We start from the raw sequence: 19,321 nt of genomic DNA on the forward strand, positions 1-19,321 counted from the left end.
CTTGTAGCTCCGATCATAGGCCGGAACAATAGTTGGTTTGTCTCTATCATACAAAATCAAATGAGAAATAGATATACTTTAATGCGCAAATCCAGGTGAATCGGGCGAGAACAAAAAAGACTGCCGATCCAGAGATCTGGCAGCCTGCTGGTTAAAGAGAGACAGGGACGGTAGACATAGAGAAAAATTCCTCGTACAACGCTTGCACGGCTTCTTTTTCTTGATCTGCTTTGACGCCAAACATCATGCTGACCTCTGATGAGCCTTGATTGATCATTTCAATATTGACCTTCGCTTTTGACAGTGCCTTAGCGGCTCTTGCTGTGGTGCCAACATTGTGACGCATCGCTTCTCCAACAACCATAATGAGTGAGAGATTCGGCTCTAAAACGACCTCATCTGCATCAAGCACAAGCTGCAAGCGGTCGAGCAGCTCTTGTTCAATATGCTGCTCCTCCAGCTGATCCTGCCTTAAAATAATGTTCATATCATCAATGCCAGAAGGGACGTGCTCATACGTAAGCCCATATTCCTCTAGTGTTTGCAGCACCTTACGTCCAAAACCGACTTCTCGGTTCATCAAATATTTGCTAATATAAATGCTGCAAAATCCGCTGTCTGAGGCGATTCCGACAACTGGGCCATTTGTATGATCTCGCTGGTTCACGATTTTTGTGCCTTTTGCCGAGGGATTATTGGTGTTCTTAATCTGCACAGGAATGCCTGCACGGAAGGCTGGAATGAGTGCTTCATCATGGAACACAGAAAAACCAGCATAGGACAGCTCGCGCATTTCCCGGTACGTCAGCTCTGTAATCTCCTTCGGCTTATGAACGATCGTTGGATTAACAGCGTAAACAGCATCCACATCTGTAAAGTTTTCATACACTTCTGCCTTCAAACCGTTTGCCAAAATGGAACCGGTAATATCGGAGCCGCTGCGAGAAAAGGTGACAATATCTCCCGATAGACTAAAGCCAAAAAAGCCAGGAAATATGATGATGCCAGAGCGCTCTCTTAATTTGTACAAATGATCATATGACTCCGGAAGGACTTGCGCTTGGCCAGGCTCATCGCTCACAAATAAACCAGCCTCCTTTGGATTCACATAGTGAGCTTCGACACCTTGATGGCGGAAATAGGCGGCAATGAGCTTTGCGTTATTGTCTTCACCGCTTGCCTTGATGGCATCAAGATATCGCTCAGGACGAGACGAATCAGCCTGTAATAGGGCGTCTAGATCTTGCCTGATGGTGTCAATCACGTCATGACTTAATCCGAGTTCATCCGCAATGGAGGCATATCGTTCGATGACGGCTTCCTGTAAATCGTGTGCTTCGCCTAAACGTAAATATTGCTCACCACAGCTAATTAATAGATCAGTGACCTTCGTATCCGTTGAATGCCGTTTTCCTGGTGCGGAAACAACGACTGCTTTTCGAGCTGGATCTGCTGTGACAATGTCAAATACCTTTTGCAGCTGCTTGCTAGATGCAAGTGAACTGCCACCAAATTTAACGACCTTCAATGCATACATCTCCTATAGTAAAAATTTTCTCACAAATTGAATAGTTCCTATTATCAACTCTTTTCTTTAAATTATCAAGGTTTTTCTTCACTGTAAATACAAATGTCTTTTTGGGGAGGACGATATAGCGTGAGTATATGAAAAAAGAGCCGGCAATATGCCGAGCTCTTTTCTTATGAAGAAGATGATGAGGAAGATAGCTCCTGCTTCATCACTTTATTCTCGCGTTTTTCCTTTAAGAAAAAAGAGAGGACGAGTCCAAGGACCGCAATCAAACCAGACACGATAAATGATGTGTTCATGCCGTGAACGGCTGATTTTAAGGGGCTGGCTAATTCTGCATTTGCAGCAGAGCTGCTCATGATGGAGACAAGCAAAGCCGTCCCAATGGAACCGCCCATTTGTCTCATCGTGTTATTCATCGCTGTCCCATGCGGAATCAAATGAGGCGGTAAAGAGTTAATACCTGCTGTTGTCAGCGGCATCATGATCATCCCAACCCCGATTAAGCGAAGCGTGTAGGCGACCGTAATGAGAGCAATGGATGAATCAAGGGTGAGCAGCATAAATGGCAAGGTCGTAATGGTAAGTATCGTAAACCCGCCTAATGCCAGCCCTTTTCCGCCGATTTTATCAAAAATCCGTCCAATAATCGGTGACAGGAGTCCCATAAAGAGAGCACCTGGTAATAAGATAAGTCCTGTATCCAGTGCAGACAACCCTCTGACATTTTGCGTATAGAGCGGCAGAATCGTCTCTGTACCAATCAATAAAGCAAAGACAAGCATTCCAAGGAAGGTCGTTAAGCTAAAGATCGCAAACTTAAAGACACCAAACTCAAGCATCGGTCTTGTCAAATTCGACTGGCGCAGAATAAAGAAGAACAAGCTCACAGCGCCGACAATCAGCGAAATGAGGACAGTCGCACTCGTCCAGCCATATGTTCCAACACTAGAAAATCCGTAAAGCAGCCCGCCGAAACCGAAGGACGACAAGATGACAGATAAAACATCAATACGTGTCTCTCTTTGCTGCGTTACATTTTTCATTAAGAAGAAAGCAAGAATGAGATCAATGATACCGATTGGCAGAACAATATAGAACAAGAACTTCCAGCTGAAGGAATCAACAATCCAGCCGCCAAGTGTCGGCCCAAGCGCTGGTGCGAACGAAATGACAAGTCCGACCATGCCCATCGCCTGCCCGCGCTTTTCTTTCGGGAAAATGGTTAAAAAGATCGTTTGCATCAGCGGCATTAAAATCCCTGCGCCGGCTGCCTGCACGATACGCGCTGCAAGTAATACAGGGAAATTCGTTGCAAATGAAGCAAGAATTGTACCGGCTGTAAAGATGCTAAGCGCCGTTAAAACTAAAGAACGGCTTGAAAATTTCTCAATGAAGAAAGCCGTAATCGGGATGAGGATCCCGTTTGTCAGCATAAAGGCAGTTGTGAGCCACTGTCCTTTGCTGACATCAATATTGAATTCCTCCATGATATGTGGGATCGCTGGAATGAGCAGCGTTTGGTTTAAAATCGCGACGAATGCCCCAACGAGGAAAATCCCCACAATCACAGATCGATTATACGATGTTGTTGATTGGTTCATGTTATCCCTTCTTTATCTATAAGATGATGCTTTTCAGCTGTGACACGTTTTGTGATAAAACGCTGTTTTTGCCTAAATAATCGAGCAGTGAGCTGATTAAAAAGGTTCTCGGTTGGTCCTTTGATAATTCTTGGCTCAGCAGGTCAAACGCAGAGAGGAGATCGTCCTTTTCTTCTCCGTTTGGCAGTGCGTGAAGCTCTTGTTTGATCTTCGTTAAGGACGAGATGACAAGCTTTTCTTCATCATATTCATCCTGTGAAGAAAGCAAATAAGAGTCCATCAGCTGATCTGTTAACACAGGCTCAATGGAACAAGGCTTTTTCGATACACGGTCCATCACACCGATAATCATCTCGGCGGCATTTTCTAATTGGATGTTCTTTTGCTCAATCGCCAGCATTAAGATGAATTCTCTCATTAATCCGTTGAGGACGATCACAAGATCCCAGACATAAGGAGCGACAGATTCACCATATGTGCTTAAAATAATGTCTCTGTGCCGCTGCATGATAATGGAGCGTGTCTCGCGTAAATGCTTAATGACAATGGGCGAATGCTGTGAAAAAGCTTCAAAGGACAGCATATTCAAAAATTTATGATTCTCTTTAAACTCTTCAAGCTCAAGCTTGATCTTCTTTGTGAATTTTTCCTTCTTGGACAGCGTCGTTTCTGAATGAATGATCTGAGAAATCTCTCTCATTTTGCACTGGTTGTATTTAATCAGTTCTAATAGAAGAGCTTCCTTTGAATCAAACAGTTTATAAATAGACGCTTTTGATATTTTACAGGCATCGGCAATTGACTGCATGGAGACACTCATATAGCCTTTTTGAGAAAACAATTTCTTCGAAACCCGCAAAATCTCTTCTTGCTTTTCGTTCATCTTCATAAGTCCTTTCCGAATCGGCAAAACCATATGGTCACAATGGAAACCGAGTGGTCACTTTTGCTATAATAACAAACCCAATGACCCATGACAAGAAAAGAAACTTAAAAAATACCTATCGATGTGACAGGTATTTTATCCTTCCGCATGTGCGGCATATATTCTTGGTTTGCCGTTAAGTTCGACGATCAAAAGGTCTTTTCGCTGCTTTACAGAGTAAATTGCTGTCCCTTTTTTCAACCGGGAAGCTGTGCCATGTTCAAAATGTTTGGTAGCTGTTTTCTGAATGACACCTACTTGCTGATGTTTTGTGACGTTTAATGATTTTGTCCAATCTAGATTTGTTTCATAGATTGTCCCTTTCCATTGAAATAAATCTGCCTGTTGATCGAGAGCTAATAACTCTTCTGCACTAGGTGGTTTTGACTGGAATTGGTGAAAGGATTGGCATGCGCATACGCTCATTACCAGTAATAGTATGAATAAGCAAGTCCATATTTTGCGTGTTAAATGAAGTTCCTCCCTTCAAAATAGCTTCTATGAGTCATTGTCGTTTCAAAAGCTCGTATCGTTACTTTTGTATGAGGCGAGTCATGAGATTGTATGTTGGCACAAAATACGATACATTTATCGTATGAATAATCCAATCCATCCAACCCATCCAATCCAAGAAGACATGAGACTGATTTCTGTGCTGCACGCATTGGCTGATCCAATCCGGTTAGAAATTGTCCGCTGCTTAGCAGAAGCAGGGGAGAGAACATGCGGCACGTATGAGATGAATATTGCCAAATCTACGCTTTCCCATCACTTCAAAGTGCTGAGGGAGGCAGGCGTCGTGAAAGTGAGAATTGACGGAAAGCACCGTTACTATTCTTTAAGAAAAGAAGACATCGAGACTGCTTTTCCTGGACTCGTGTCATCCATTTTAGCCGTAAATAAAGAGCGGTGGTAAGCCAGCTGTCTAGTAAAGCAGCTGGCTGTTTTATTTCCCATAAATCGACTCATGCAGTCTTTTCACCGCTGGCCGAATATCCTCTGGTCGTATATGAGAGAATCCAAGGATAAGCGGGACGAAGCCTTCTTTGTGACCGGGTACATGCTCATCAAGGGTAAAGCGGTCCATCCCATACATTTTCAGCTTTCTTTCTTTGGCTCGCTGTAAAATCTCATGCTGCGTGCGGTTTGAGCGAAACTCTGCGATAAAATGAAGTCCAGCATTTTCCCCAATAATCCGCACATTGTCAGCAAAAACCGTGTCGAGCTCTTCAATGAGCTGCTTCCGCTTTTCCTCATATAAACCATTCATTCTTTTAATATGCCGCTGATACGCTCCATCTTTTATAAAATGAAGAAGGGTGTATTGTGTAAAAAGATTGGCTGTTTGAATGAAGAAGTGCTGTTCTTCCTTATAGCGTCTCAATAAATGCTGCGGGAGCACCATGTAGCTTAGCCTTAAGCCTGGCAACAATGATTTTGAAAAAGTCCCCATATAAATGACTTTGTCATATCGATCCAAACTTTGCAGCGCTGGAATGCTGTCTGTACCATACTTAAATTCACTGTCATAATCATCCTCAATAATATAACGTCCGGGCTGATCGGCTGCCCAGTTTAAGAGCTGAATCCGCCGGGAAATCGGCATGATGACGCCAGTCGGGAACTGATGTGAAGGGGTAATGATCAACACATTCGGCTCTTTCTCCTGAATGTCACTCATCCGCACCCCTTTTTGATCAATGCCAATCGTCTCAATTCGGTGATGATTGTTTTTCAGCATTTGATAGAGCCGGCGATAGCCAGGGTTTTCTAATCCGTATACTTGATCGGCTGGAAGAATGCTTGATAAAGAATGGATAAGTGATTGCGTGCCTGCACTTAAAATGAGCTGTTCTGGGTAGCATTTGACACCTCGCGCAAGCCCAATCAACCGGGCAATCGTTTCCCGAAGCTCGTACACACCTTGTGGATGCGGAAGCTCACCAAAGGCTTCTTGGTGGAGACTGATCGCCTTTTGTTCACTTTTCAGCCAGCTTTTAAATGGAAAATTAGTGGTATCGACAGAGATATGTGAAAAGGAATACCAGTCGTCTCGTGCAATCGGCTTCTCCTTTAAATCTGCTGGAAGGGAGGAGGGCTTCAGCTGACCTGACTCATGAAACGTTTCTAGTGATTCCACAAAAAAGCCTTTGCGTTCAACCGAATATAAATATCCCTCGGCAAGCAGCTGCTGATAGGCGCCATTCACTGAATTGACGCTGACATTTAATGTATCGGCTAACTCTCGTTTTGAGGGTAATTGATCATGCGGCTGAAGGTTTCGGTTTAAAATTTCACCTTTAATTTTTGTATAAATTTGATGATAAATAAATCCGTTTGCCCCTGTTTGGTCTAGTTGAATTGTCAGCATCTCGTCATTCCTTCCTCTCTGGTACCATGAAAAAAATGATATTGGTACTTTCTATCATACCAAAAAATATTCAGAATAATAAAAAAGACATAAAGGGGATGGATGACAATGAGTCAAACGACAACAAACCGTTTTTCAACAGAAGAATGGCAGGGGAAAAGAGATCAATATGTCGCAAGAGGCGTGAGTAATGGCAACCGTCATCTTGCAGCAAAGGGGAAGGGAGCCGAGCTGTTCGATATCGATGGGAAACGTTTTATCGATTTTGCCGGTGCTATCGGTACATTAAATGTAGGCCATTCACATCCAAAGGTTGTGGAAGCCGTCAAAGCACAGGCAGACAGTCTGATTCACCCAGGATTCAACGTCATGATGTACGAATCGTATATTGAATTAGCTGAAAAGCTATGCCGCCTTACACCAGGCGATCATGACAAGAAAGCCATTTTCTTAAATTCAGGCGCAGAAGCTGTTGAAAATGCGGTGAAAATTGCACGTAAATATACGAAAAGACAGGCCGTTGTGTCGTTTACAAGAGGTTTCCACGGTAGAACGAATATGACGATGAGCATGACGAGCAAGGTCAAGCCATATAAATTTGGGTTCGGACCATTTGCATCAGAGGTGTATCAAGCACCGTATCCTTATTACTATCAGAAGCCAGAGGGATTAAGCGATGCAGCCTACGATGAGTACATCATTGATCAATTCAACCAATTCTTCGTCGCTACCGTTGCACCAGAAACCGTTGCTTGTGTGGTCATGGAGCCAGTCCAAGGGGAGGGCGGATTCATTGTACCATCGAAGCGTTTTGTACAGCACGTTGCTTCATTCTGTCAGCAGCACGGGATTGTCTTTGTTGCAGATGAGATCCAAACAGGCTTTGCGAGAACAGGGAAATACTTTGCGATTGAGCACTTTGATGTGATGCCTGACTTAATCACGGTGTCAAAATCTCTTGCTGCTGGGTTACCGCTGAGCGGTGTAGTTGGCAGAAAAGAACTGCTTGATGCGGCAGATCCAGGTGAGCTTGGGGGGACATATGCAGGAAGTCCATTAGGCTGTGTGGCAGCACTAGCAGTTCTTGATATTATTGAAACAGAACAATTGAATCAACGATCTGAACACATTGGACAAGTCATTGAGGACAAAGCAAATGATTGGAGAACAACGTATCCATTCATTGGGGAAGTCCGCCGATTAGGGGCAATGGCGGCGATTGAAATTGTGGAAGATCAAAAAACGCGTACACCAGATAAGAAAACAGCCGCAGCAATTGCAGCATATGCAAATGAGCACGGGCTGCTCTTATTAACGGCAGGGATTAATGGGAATATTATTCGCTTCTTAACACCACTTGTCATCACAGATGAGCTGCTTCACGAAGGACTAGGGATCATCGAGGACGCCTTCAAAGCACGCTAAACAACAAAGGGGGATGGTTGTATGCAAAAACAACAAATGGCAAAAACCATGTCGCAGTCTGATGTACTGTTTTTATCCATTGGTGCAATGCTTGGATGGGGCTGGGTTGTACTTTCGGGAGATTGGATTTTAACAGCTGGATTTTTAGGCAGTGTGATAGCCTTCGTTATAGGCGGTATTCTCGTCATCTTTATTGGACTTACGTATGCTGAGCTTTCGTCTGCAATTCCAGAGACAGGAGGAGGGCTCGTCTTTGTCCAACGGGCATTTGGGATAAAATCCGCTTTTGTCTCGGCATGGGGCGTGTTGTTTGGCTATGTGTCCATCATTACGTTTGAGGCTGTTGCCTTGCCGACAGTTATTGATTATGTGATTCCAACACAGCATGTTGGCTTCCTATGGAATATAGGGGGATGGGACGTTTATTTCACATGGGTATTGATTGGATCTGGTGGTGCATTGTTTTTAACAGCACTGAATTACATTGGTGCAAAGCCTGCTGCCATTTTTCAGTCTGTCTTCACAGTGGCAATTATTCTGACAGGTTTTCTCCTTTTAGGCGGCGCAACATTTAATGGAGATCTAGCAAACCTTGAGCCAATGTTTCAAGGCGGGGTCGGCGGTCTCATGGCGGTTTTGGTGATGATTCCCTTTTTATTCGTTGGCTTTGATGTCATCCCGCAAGTGGCGGCGGAAATCAATGCACCGAAGAGAATTATCGGGAGAATTTTGATTATCTCCATCGTGAGTGCCGTTGTGTTTTATCTGCTCATTGTTTTTGGTGTAGCTGCGGGGCTGTCAAAAGGTCAGCTTGAAGCTTCCTCATTAGCGACAGCAGATGCGATGGTGCAGCTGCTCGGTCATCAGGCATTTGGAACAGTGCTTGTCATTGGCGGTGTAGCAGGCATTGTGACGAGCTGGAATGCTTTTATCATTGGGGCAAGCCGCATCCTATACGCTATGGCGGAAAGAGGAATGATTTCCAAATGGTTTGCGTATATTCACCCAAAGTATAAAACACCGACACATGCGATTTTATTCCTTGGAGCACTGGCCTTTTTTGCTCCATTATTAGGGCGTCCTGCCCTCGTATGGATTGTCAACGCGGGCGGTGTCGGGATCATCGTTGGCTACTTAATTGTGTCCATTGCCTTTATGAGACTTCGCAAGACAGAACCTGAGCTTGAGCGTCCATACCGCATTAAGTATTGGCGGATGACAGGCGTTTTAGCTATCGGACTGAGTCTCCTTTTTCTTTCATTTTATTTTCCGGGAATGCCGGCCTCCTTATCGTGGCCAGCTGAATGGATATTGCTTTTAGGCTGGGCACTCATTGGGTATATACTATATGTAATGAATCCAAGAACGAAGGAGACGGTAGAGCATGACAAACGAACTCAAAGTATATAATCCTGCGACAGGAGAAGAAATTGCTTCAGTTGCACAGCATACAAAAGATCAGATCGAAGACGCCATTACTCGCTCACACAAAGCATTCAAAGCATGGGCAAAAACGTCAGCGCACGAACGTGCCAATATCATCCGCAAGTGGTTTGATCTCATGATTGAACATAAAGAAAGATTGGCAAAAATCATCACGGAAGAAAATGGGAAGCCGTATCAAGAAGCATTAGGGGAAATCGTCTATGCGGCTGGATACATTGAATGGTACGCAGAGGAAGCCAAACGGATCTACGGCAGAACCATTCCGTCACATACGACGAACAAACGCCTTTTCGTCACAAAGCAGCCAGTTGGTCCTGTTGCGGCCATTACTCCGTGGAATTTTCCTGCAGCCATGATCACGAGAAAGGCTGCACCAGCACTTGCAGCGGGCTGTACGTTTATTGTGAAACCTGCTGAAGACACGCCGCTCACAGCCATTGAACTTGTGAAATTAGGTCATGAAGCCGGAATTCCAGAGGATGCTCTGCAATGGGTGGTTGGAGATGGAAAAGAAGTCGGTGAAATATTCACTGATAGTCCATTGATTCGCAAAATCACGTTTACAGGCTCAACGCCAGTCGGAAAGCATCTGATCAAAAACAGTGCCAGCACAGTCAAGCATGTATCAATGGAGCTTGGCGGACATGCTCCGCTCATCGTAGACAAAGATGCAAATCTTGAACTAGCTGTAAAACAAGCAGTGGCATCTAAGTTCCGTAATGCAGGACAAACCTGTGTCTGTGCCAACCGCTTAATTGTGCATGAAGACATTCATGAAGCATTTGCTCAAGGCTTCAGCAAAGAAGTAGAAAAGCTGAAAGTGGGAAATGGCTTTGAAGAAGGGACATCCATCGGCCCAATTATCAATAAGCGCGGCTTTGATAAAATTGTCGACCAAATTCAAGATGCAGTAGATAAAGGGGCGAAAATTCTTGTCGGCGGCGATACGCATTTCGATGATGAAAAGTCGTATTATTTTGTCCAGCCAACGGTTCTCTCACATGTGGACCCTTCCATGAACATCATGCATGAAGAAACCTTTGGACCAGTGGCACCGATTACGACATTTAAAACGTTAGATGAAGCGATTGAGTTAGCCAACGATACACCTTTTGGTCTTGCAGCTTATTTCTTTACAGAGAATTATCGAAACGGCCTCTACATCTCAGAGAATCTTGATTACGGGATTATTGGCTGGAATGATGGCGGCCCATCGGCTGTTCAAGCACCATTCGGAGGAATGAAAGAGAGCGGAATTGGCCGTGAAGGCGGCATCGAAGGGATCGAACCCTATTTAGAAACCAAATATGTATCCATTGGTTTAGACGAATAAACGTGAAAAAGACTGTCCGAAGAAGGAATCTCGGCAGTCTTTTTTATGTTAAACAGCCGGCGGGAAAAGCTGCTCCACCGTTTCTTTCGTTTCTTTCAGAATTTCGTGGATGTAATCTGCAGGTGCCTGCTCCATGCTGCTGAACAAAAGCCGTTCAACAGGCTCAACCCCAATAAAATTGAAGACTTCTGTATCCGTTGTCATACGATGGGAGGAGACGTTTCGGTTAGCATCAAGAAATGTCCTTGGCGCATCGTGCGTGTTGATAATGACACCTTTTTTATGCCGAAGCAGGTTTTCAATAGCCCCATGCTCATTGATCTGATAAGCGAAGCCCTCAGAAAAAACGCGCTCTACATAGCCCTTTAGCATAGTGGGTAAGCCCGTCCACCAAATGGGAAAAATAAACGTTAGGACATCTGCTTGCTGGATCAGCTTCTGCTCTGTTTGAATAGCCATTGGGACATTACCCCGCTTGATCGCAGCCTTTTCCAATAAGCTTAGCTCTGGCGAAAAGCCAAGAGCATAGACATCACGAACAGTCACTTTATGACCATTGTTCAAAAGAGTGCTCACAACAAGATCTAATAAGGTTTGATTTAAGCTTTGCTGGGGATGAGCAAATATGATTAGATGGTTCATCTCATAGCCTCCTAGGTGGTCATGTGTCTCATTATGGCATGCGGCTTTATCCTATTCAATCCTATCTTGGCAATAATAGGTTGGGAAAATAGAAGTTGATCGTCCTAGTTTGCAGACAAAGTCTCGCATCTCGTGTTCAAACAAGGTGGAAAGAAATGAAAGCGATCGTTTCCGTGAAAACGATCGCTTACGAATCAATTATTTTTTTCTAAAAGCAAGACCCAGTGCAATCAGTGCCACGACTAGAGCCGCAATCGACAGACCAAGCACAAGTGGTGAGGAAGAATTGGAGGCTGTTTCAGATGCCTTTTCTTCTTTTGGTTTTTCTTGACCATGTGAATCCGTTACCGTATTAGATGCCACAATGTTTGTGATGGAATGCGGCTTATCAGCATCTTTATCGCCAGTCCATTCAACGACCGTTCCATCCTTATAATATTGATACGCATCCCATGCAGCTTCCCCTGCTTTTTCAGGGTTTTTCGCTACAAAAACGAATTGCTGGAACTGTCCGGCAAGCACGCCTTTACCGGTTGCTTCCCAAGTCACTCTTGTCACCTTGCCATCTTTTTCTTCAGTTGACGTTTTCCATCCAGGGACTGGCTCATATTGTTGGAATTCTACGCCTTTAGGTATTGTCACGACAACCTTAGTCGTTGGACTGTCACTCTCAGAAGGAACTTTTAACGTATAGGTTTCCCAAGCATTTGTCGCAGACGTATCAGGTTTGACTGTGACGTGAGCACTCACAGGAATCGCCAATAAAAATGAAGCGAGAAGCATTGGTAATAAAGCTTTAACATATTTTTTCATATGGTATGAACTCCTTTTAGTTTCTTCTAATAAATGTGGTATCGATATTTTCAAAAGAACCAGTTAACGCATGGATTTCAATTTTCCAAGTGCCTTTTTCATTTAACAAGAGATTTTCAGCAGAGAAATGACCATTTTTTAATCGTTTCAGCTGAAATTCACTCGGTTTCTCTTCACCGAATAAGGCGACTTTATGGATCTTGGCTGACACAGATTGAATATCAGTAATCGTTTGTCCATCCTTCTTCGTGAATGCGACCTCGAATGTGTTTTTCCCCGGGGCATTCGGGGTAATGCTCATGGACACAATGTCACGATGCTCGACCTGGTTTGCACCAAAAAACGGCTCAGGTGCAGGCGGAGGAGGGCTCGGAATATTGGTGAACACAGCCGTTAATAACAAAATGGCGATCCCGATGATCCACTCAGCTCGTAACGAAACGTTTTGTTTCTGTTTCTTTTCCCTTCTCAGCATCAAGTAATGGACAAGCCCAAGAAGACCCATCAAGATAAATAAACCAAGCTTGATTAAAAAGGTTCGTCCGTATGCTGATTGGAAAAGAGCATCAAACGATTGCAAAATAAAGATCGCATTCACAAATCCTGAAAACACAATGAGTCCAACAGAAAGCAGTGCCCAAGGGTGAAACGCTGTTAACGTATTCCGTATGAGCGGCTGATCTTCATTTGGCAGCTTCTTCAACAATAAAAGCACAATGGCTGTTAAACCACCGACCCAGATCGATGCAGAAACGAGATGGATGAAATCAAGTGACGTTGTCAGTATTTTATTATCTGTTGCTGCAGGATGTCCGATTTGTGCTTTCAGCCAGAGAAGCACTGCGAATAGGAGTAGTGGAAACAACCATACCCGAAAAGAAGTAAAGACCCCTTTTTTCATCGCAACTATGCTCCAAATGGTCAGAAGAACAAATGACACCATGAGCATCATCCACAAACTACCGCCAGAAGTCGACGCAATGGTTTCTTGTAAAAGCGATGGCTGAAATGCCCCCAAAAAGGACACGTCTGCCGCTGATTTTGTTTGAATCGGCAGCTGGAAGACGAGTGCTCCGCCCATCATGATCAGTGACAATGACAAAAGCCGTTTCATTCGTTTCGCTAATATAGGTGAAATGGCTGTTTTAAACCAAAACAGTCCAAACAAAATGGTTCCGAGAAATAAACTAAACGACGTATAAAGAAAGGCTTTATCAATGGTCGAGGCAACATCGATGGATTCATTCGTTTGACCTTGATCTAATTGGTCAAAACCGCCATTCGCTTTGCCAATACTAAACGGGATCATGCCAGAGACAGAGTGTCCGTCTGCTGATACCGCATTCCACTGAATGGTATAAATTCCTTTTGGTAAATCCTTTTTTAAATCAGCTTCCATGATTTTTTGATCTTTAATGACCGTATCTCCTTGATCCACACGATCACCTTTTGCATTTAGCACCTTAATGGCATGAAATCCACTTTCGATTCCTTCACTAAATGTGATAGAGACCGAAGGAGGCTGCTTCTCCAGCTCTTCATTTGCCGCTGGATTCGAGCTGACGACGTATGCGTGAGCAAATGCTTCCTTTGGAATGAAAAAAGCGAACGTGACGATAAGGAGCAGAAGCCACTTACTATGTTTCAACAAGTGAATAACCGCCTTTCTACCTATGAAAATGTCTCATGTATCAGAAAGAAAGCGGCAGTAAACTGTGAGTCACAGAAAAAACCGCTCCTCCTATTGTGCCGCTCACTCTAAAAGGTAAACGAAACAAACAGCAAGATGGTTCACTTTTTCTGTGTCATGTCTGCGCAGACATTTCTTGATTGAATAGGTTTGATCATTTATAAGCCTATTCGATTTAAGAAGAGGAAACAAGAAGAGACTATTTGAAAGTTGTGAAATTCCAATGAATTTTGCTTCAAACAACGGCAGATCAACCTTTTTACCCTCTATGCCCTGTGCTTTCACAGAGGATTCACATCATTTTTCAATTTTGTCACACACTAAGTGACAAAGAGACATTTAGTTTCAATTGAAGGGAAAGTGAAAGCGTTTTACGATAGGTATAAGGGCTTCACTGCCACTTGTTATTATATCTTTTGACCTATAAAGCCCTGAATAAAGGGAGAGAAGAAAGGAGTTTTCATAGATGCAGGAAAAAAGCGGATTCCGCGTAAAAGTACAGCGCTTTGGAAGCTATTTAAGCGGTATGATTATGCCGAATATTGGAGCATTTATCGCTTGGGGACTAATTACGGCATTATTCATTCCGAGTGGCTATTTACCAAATGAACAATTAGCTTCACTTGTTGGCCCAATGATCAACTACTTACTGCCGCTCTTAATCGGTTACACAGGCGGTAAGCTCGTATATGACCACCGAGGCGGGGTACTCGGTGCAACCGCGACGATTGGGGTCATTGTCGGTTCGGACATTCCAATGTTTTTAGGTGCCATGATCATGGGACCACTTGGTGGTTACTTGATTAAGAAAATTGACCAGCTGTTCAAAGATCGAATCAAATCGGGCTTTGAGATGCTTGTGAATAACTTTACGGCAGGGATTTTAGGTGCCATTCTTGTCGCGATTGCCTTCTACGCCATCGGACCAGTGGTACTTGGTCTAAATAAAGCCCTTGCGGCAGGTGTAGATATCATTGTGAATGCACATTTGCTTCCGCTGGCAAGTATTTTCATTGAACCAGCGAAAGTCTTGTTCTTAAACAATGCGATTAACCAAGGGATTTTAGGTCCTTTAGGGGTGGAGCAAGCGGCGAAGACAGGGCAGTCCGTTCTGTTCTTGCTTGAGACAAACCCAGGACCAGGTTTAGGTGTTCTACTTGCATACATGTTCTTTGGAAGAGGAAATGCGAAACAGTCTGCACCGGGTGCGATTGTCATTCAATTTTTAGGAGGAATTCATGAGATTTACTTCCCGTACATCTTAATGAAACCAAAGCTCATTTTGGCGGTTATTGCAGGGGGAGCGAGCGGCGTCCTGACCTTTACCCTGTTAAATGCAGGCTTAAAGGCTGTGCCGTCACCAGGAAGTATTATCGCCCTCATGCTGATGTCACCAAAAGGCGGTCATCTTGCCGTTCTAGCTGGTGTTATCGTCGCAGCCGTCGTATCATTCCTTGTCGCTTCTGTGATTTTAAAAGCATCAAAAGCAGTTGACGAGGATTTAACGGCAGCAACAGAAAAGATGCAGGACATGAAAGGGAAGAAAAGCGCAGCAACAGCAGCTCTTACAGCTCAAAAAGAAGATGCTGAAGCAAATGAGCAAGCAGCATCTCCAAGTGATGTCAATCCAGATGACGTGAACAAAATCATCTTTGCCTGCGATGCAGGAATGGGCTCAAGTGCGATGGGCGCATCCATTTTAAAGAATAAAGTCAAAAAGGCAGAGCTTGATATTGATGTGACAAACACATCCATCAGCAACATCCCAAATGACGCCGACGTGGTCTTCACTCATAAAGATTTAACAGACAGAGCCAAGGCGAAACTGCCGGGCGCTGTGCATATCTCAGTTGATAATTTCTTAAACAGCCCGAAATACGATGAGCTGATTGAGAAATTGAAAAAATAACATGACGAAACGGGTTGAGTCCAATTTTCCTTCATTGAACTCCCCGTTTTGGTTGTTTTTCTGATTTTCCATTCTAAAAAAGGTGTGTGATCATTCATGAAACAAGTACTTTCAAAAGACAATATTTTTCTAAACGAACAAGCAGGCTCGAAAGAAGAAGCCATTAAAAAAGCAGGCGAGGTCCTAGTGGCAAACGGATATGTCACAAGTGATTATGTCGACAAAATGTTTGAAAGAGAAAATATCTCGTCTACATTTATGGGCAACGGGATTGCGATTCCTCATGGAACAGAGGATGCGAAAGCGGCTGTCCTTCATTCTGGGATTTCCATCATTCAAATTCCAGAGGGCGTTGAATACGGAGAAGGAAATATCGCCAAAGTTGTCTTTGGCATCGCTGGTAAAAACAACGAACACCTCGATATTCTTTCTCAAATTGCGATTGTCTGTTCAGAAGAGGAAAATGTAGAACGCATCATCCATGCAAAGGATCAGGATGAACTGATCGCCATCTTTAACGAGGTGAACTAACATGAAGGCACTTCATTTTGGAGCAGGAAATATTGGCAGAGGGTTTATCGGATCTTTGTTAAAAACATCAGGCTTTGAGCTTGTCTTTACCGATGTAAATGATGCTGTCATCAACGAGCTGAATGCAAGAGGAGAATACACAGTTGAACTCGCAGCGCCAGGTCAGAAGCAAGAAGTAGTCGGCCCAGTGACAGCGATCAATTCTGCCCAAAACCCAGCGGCATTAACAGAGGCTGTGGCATCAGCCGATTTGATTACAACCGCTGTTGGACCAGCCGTTTTGAAGATCATTGCTTCATCCATTGCTGAAGGATTGAAACAGAAAAAGCCTGACCATATCATCAACATCGTGGCATGTGAAAATATGATTGGAGGCAGCTCTCATTTAAAAGAAGCCGTTTTCTCTCATCTAACAGAAGAGGAACAAGAAGCGTTATCAAAAACAGTTGGTTTTCCAAACGCTGCGGTAGACCGCATTGTTCCGATTCAGCACCATGAGGACATTCTAAAAGTATCAGTCGAGCCTTTTTTCGAGTGGGTCATTGATGAGACTGGCTTTATTGGGGACGTTCCTCAGATTGACGGAGCGACCTTTGTACAAGAATTGACGCCGTATATTGAGCGCAAGCTCTTTACTGTCAATACAGGACATGCACTAGCTGCTTATGTCGGGTATCAGCAAGGCGTTCAAACGATTAAAGAAGCCGTCGATACACCAGAGATTCGCCAAGTGGTTGAAGGTGCACTTCACGAAACGGGCAGTTATTTAATCGACACATATGGCTTTCAAAAAGAAGAACATGATGCGTATATTCAAAAAATCATCAAGCGATTCGAAAATGCTTTTATCTCCGACGAAGTCACTCGTGTCGCACGATCTCCTCTTAGAAAGCTGGGAGCAGATGACCGTTTAATCGGTCCAGCGAAAAAGATCAAACAGCCAGTGTACTTAATCAAAGGCATCGCTGCAGCTCTCGCTTATGACTTTGCAGAAGACGAAGAAGCGGTGCGTTTGCAGGCATTAAGAAAAGAAAAAGGCATTGAAGGTGTGCTCGAAGAAGTATGTGGCCTCACGCCAACAGACGATCTCTATCAAGCCATTCTTCAAGAAACAGCTCGATAATTAGAAAATCCCTTTCCAACGAGTGAAAGGGATTTTTTGATGACTTTTTTAATAGTTTTCCCCGCTTGACGATATATGAAGTAAGGGGGAATTTGTATATGAAAAGGAAAATGTTTGCGTCAAGAAGTGTCTTTTTTCAATTAATGTCTGCCATTATCGTGATCACGATTTTAACCGGCGGACTTGTTGGCACAACGGGATATTTGTTAGCGAAACATGTCTTAATTGATGCGGGGAAAGCAGATTTAAAGCACATCGTCAGCGGAGCAATGGCTACACTCGAACAGTTGAATGACCGTGTAGAGAAAAAAGAACTGACGCTTGATCAGGCACAGGAACAAGCCCGTATTTACTTGAGCGGGCCCAAAAATGACAACGGAAAAGGGTATCAATTTCAAAAATCAGATTTTATCTATAAAAATAAAGGGTATCTCGTCGCATATGGAGCAGATTATTCCTCTCAAGTCCATCCTGTCAACGACATTGGCGTCATTCCAGATAACACAACCAATCGTGAAAAAATGGTCGGTGGAGCCAAAGCAGAAGGCGAGGATGCACACTATGTGACCTATTTAGATAAGGACGATGCCACCGGGGAAGAAAAGCAAAAGCTTGCTTATATGAGCCAGTTCACGCCCTGGAATTGGAGTATCGGCATCGCCGTCTTCCAGGATGAATTTTATAAAGAATTAGAGCAGATGAAGCTCTATATTATGCTCATTACAGCAGGTGTCGCTCTTCTCGGTCTTGGCGTTTTTTATTTAGCTGCTCGAGGAAAAGTCAGACTGCTTAAGCAAGTCACTGCTGCTTCAAAAGAAATTGCGGCGGGGAATCTTGAGCGCACGAGTTTAAAAGAAACAACAGATGAAATTGGACAGCTGGCAAAAGGCTTTAATCATATGTCAGGAGAACTCAGAACACTTGTGAACGGTCTACAGGAAACAAGCAACCAGCTTGTTGAATCAGCGACAGATTTATCGGCGATATCTGAAGAAACCTCAGCCAGCAGTGAAGAGATTGGCCGGGCCATTGGCGACATTTCGACTGGAACGCTTCATCAGGCATCTGACCTTGATGCAGCCAATCAACAAATGACCCAGTTCAATCAATCCATTGAGAACGTCAAAGAACAAAGTGACCAAATTAAACGAATCTCTGACCAATCGAGTCAATCATCGCAGCAGGGCCAGCAAATTGTTCAGCAATTAAAACAATCAAATGAACAATCCATACAAGCGTCTCAAGGCATTAGAGCAGGCATCGAGCAGTTAAGTAGAAAAGTACAGGATATCTCTAAAATTACAGATACGATTGAAAGCATTTCAAATGAGACGAATTTACTTGCGCTGAATGCAAGCATTGAAGCAGCACGCGCAGGAGAGCATGGCAAGGGCTTCTCGGTTGTGGCGAGTGAAGTGCGGAATTTAGCTGAGCAGACAAAACAATCAGCGGTTCAAATTCAGCAAATGGTACAAGGCATTAAAGAAGAAACGAGCGCAACAGCCGGCATGATGTCGAGCACAATGGATCGTTTTGCTGAGTTAGATGAAGCGGTACATGCAACAGAACATGAATTCAATGCCATCTCTACGTCGATTTCACAAACCATCGTTGAAACAGACGCAATGGCAAAAGAGCTGAATGCATTGCTGAAGCAAAACGATCTCATCACAAAAGCCATGCAAGGCGCCGCCCATATTTCTCAGGAAAATGCCGCTGCGATCGAAGAGATCACTGCATCCACAGACGAACAAGTGACAGCCATCTCCAATGTGGCAAAAGCAGCAGAAAGACTCAATGAGCTAAGTATGCGATTGAATCAGGATATTGCTCGTTATCGTCTATAAATCATTTTGACTACGTGCCTCGAGTAAGATAGTATGAAGTTAATGAAACCCTGCTCACAGGATAAAAAAGGAGTGTTCCAGTCATGAAAAAGAAAATATTGATGTTCTTGTCTTGTGGCTATGGATACTCT

General features: G+C 43.8%; 16 protein-coding genes. 8 read left to right on the forward strand and 8 right to left on the reverse strand.

Translation table 11 applies throughout. The features are described from left to right. Window positions 1-151: 151 nt before the first annotated feature. The 4 genes from C6W21_RS15810 to C6W21_RS15825 all read right to left on the reverse strand — a co-directional run bounded on the left by C6W21_RS15810 (window position 152) and on the right by C6W21_RS15825 (window position 4,486). Window positions 152-1,528, reverse strand: a complete 1,377-nt coding sequence (locus C6W21_RS15810; RefSeq protein ID WP_106051214.1) for an aspartate kinase — start codon at window positions 1,526-1,528, stop codon at window positions 152-154. Window positions 1,529-1,701: 173 nt separating this feature from the next. Beyond that, window positions 1,702-3,135: an MDR family MFS transporter gene (locus C6W21_RS15815; protein ID WP_106051216.1), complete on the reverse strand. Its 1,434-nt coding sequence runs from the start codon at window positions 3,133-3,135 to the stop codon at window positions 1,702-1,704. Window positions 3,136-3,151: 16 nt separating this feature from the next. Then, window positions 3,152-4,018, reverse strand: coding sequence for a TetR/AcrR family transcriptional regulator (locus C6W21_RS15820; RefSeq protein WP_223249612.1), 867 nt, complete (start codon window positions 4,016-4,018; stop codon window positions 3,152-3,154). Window positions 4,019-4,156: 138 nt separating this feature from the next. Beyond that, window positions 4,157-4,486 carry a hypothetical protein gene (locus C6W21_RS15825; protein WP_106051220.1) on the reverse strand — a complete coding sequence of 110 codons (330 nt, stop codon included), beginning with the start codon at window positions 4,484-4,486 and terminating at the stop codon, window positions 4,157-4,159. Window positions 4,487-4,655: 169 nt separating this feature from the next. Here C6W21_RS15825 and C6W21_RS15830 point away from each other — a divergent pair, with 169 nt between their 5' ends. Next, on the forward strand, window positions 4,656-4,976 hold the full coding sequence (locus tag C6W21_RS15830; protein WP_106051222.1) for an ArsR/SmtB family transcription factor: 321 nt from the start codon (window positions 4,656-4,658) through the stop codon (window positions 4,974-4,976). A 30-nt stretch (window positions 4,977-5,006) separates the two neighbouring features. Here the strand turns inward: C6W21_RS15830 and gabR are convergent, their stop codons facing one another. Then, window positions 5,007-6,431, reverse strand: coding sequence for a MocR-like transcriptional regulator GabR (gene gabR / locus C6W21_RS15835; RefSeq protein ID WP_106051224.1), 1,425 nt, complete (start codon window positions 6,429-6,431; stop codon window positions 5,007-5,009). A gap of 108 nt (window positions 6,432-6,539) precedes the next feature. Between gabR and gabT the strand changes: the two genes are divergently transcribed. Genes gabT through C6W21_RS15850 form a run of 3 tightly spaced genes read left to right on the forward strand, consistent with a single transcriptional unit; the run spans window position 6,540 to window position 10,635 of the window. Continuing rightward, a complete protein-coding gene (gabT, locus tag C6W21_RS15840; protein ID WP_106051226.1) occupies window positions 6,540-7,856 on the forward strand; it encodes a 4-aminobutyrate--2-oxoglutarate transaminase in 1,317 nt (438 codons plus the stop codon). Window positions 7,857-7,877: 21 nt separating this feature from the next. Next, window positions 7,878-9,266, forward strand: a complete 1,389-nt coding sequence (locus C6W21_RS15845; RefSeq protein ID WP_106056713.1) for an APC family permease — start codon at window positions 7,878-7,880, stop codon at window positions 9,264-9,266. After that, the gene (locus tag C6W21_RS15850) at window positions 9,241-10,635 is read left to right on the forward strand and encodes an NAD-dependent succinate-semialdehyde dehydrogenase (RefSeq protein ID WP_106051230.1); all 1,395 of its coding nucleotides are present in this window, start codon (window positions 9,241-9,243) and stop codon (window positions 10,633-10,635) included. Before C6W21_RS15845 ends, C6W21_RS15850 begins: the two co-directional genes overlap by 26 nt. A 48-nt stretch (window positions 10,636-10,683) precedes the next feature. Here the strand turns inward: C6W21_RS15850 and C6W21_RS15855 are convergent, their stop codons facing one another. The 3 genes from C6W21_RS15855 to C6W21_RS15865 all read right to left on the reverse strand — a co-directional run bounded on the left by C6W21_RS15855 (window position 10,684) and on the right by C6W21_RS15865 (window position 13,741). Then, complete coding sequence (locus C6W21_RS15855) at window positions 10,684-11,277, reverse strand: NAD(P)H-dependent oxidoreductase (RefSeq protein WP_106051232.1); 594 nt, start codon at window positions 11,275-11,277, stop codon at window positions 10,684-10,686. Window positions 11,278-11,475: 198 nt separating this feature from the next. Further along, complete coding sequence (locus tag C6W21_RS15860; RefSeq protein WP_034664065.1) at window positions 11,476-12,090, reverse strand: YcnI family copper-binding membrane protein; 615 nt, start codon at window positions 12,088-12,090, stop codon at window positions 11,476-11,478. Between the two features lie 16 nt (window positions 12,091-12,106). After that, window positions 12,107-13,741: a copper resistance CopC/CopD family protein gene (locus C6W21_RS15865; RefSeq protein WP_106051234.1), complete on the reverse strand. Its 1,635-nt coding sequence runs from the start codon at window positions 13,739-13,741 to the stop codon at window positions 12,107-12,109. Window positions 13,742-14,246: 505 nt separating this feature from the next. Between C6W21_RS15865 and C6W21_RS15870 the strand changes: the two genes are divergently transcribed. The 4 genes from C6W21_RS15870 (at window position 14,247) to C6W21_RS15885 (ending at window position 19,190) form a co-directional block, all read left to right on the forward strand. Then, window positions 14,247-15,689, forward strand: a complete 1,443-nt coding sequence (locus tag C6W21_RS15870) for a PTS mannitol transporter subunit IIBC (RefSeq protein WP_106051236.1) — start codon at window positions 14,247-14,249, stop codon at window positions 15,687-15,689. A 96-nt stretch (window positions 15,690-15,785) separates the two neighbouring features. Beyond that, window positions 15,786-16,220: a PTS mannitol transporter subunit IIA gene (locus C6W21_RS15875; protein ID WP_034664060.1), complete on the forward strand. Its 435-nt coding sequence runs from the start codon at window positions 15,786-15,788 to the stop codon at window positions 16,218-16,220. A 1-nt stretch (window position 16,221) separates the two neighbouring features. Further along, window positions 16,222-17,343: a mannitol-1-phosphate 5-dehydrogenase gene (locus C6W21_RS15880; protein WP_106051238.1), complete on the forward strand. Its 1,122-nt coding sequence runs from the start codon at window positions 16,222-16,224 to the stop codon at window positions 17,341-17,343. A 98-nt stretch (window positions 17,344-17,441) separates the two neighbouring features. Then, window positions 17,442-19,190 carry a methyl-accepting chemotaxis protein gene (locus C6W21_RS15885; RefSeq protein WP_106051240.1) on the forward strand — a complete coding sequence of 583 codons (1,749 nt, stop codon included), beginning with the start codon at window positions 17,442-17,444 and terminating at the stop codon, window positions 19,188-19,190. Window positions 19,191-19,321 lie beyond the last annotated feature (131 nt).

Origin of the sequence: Bacillus sp. NMCN1, assembly GCF_002998085.1 — a bacterium.
Lineage (GTDB): Bacteria > Bacillota > Bacilli > Bacillales > Bacillaceae > Bacillus.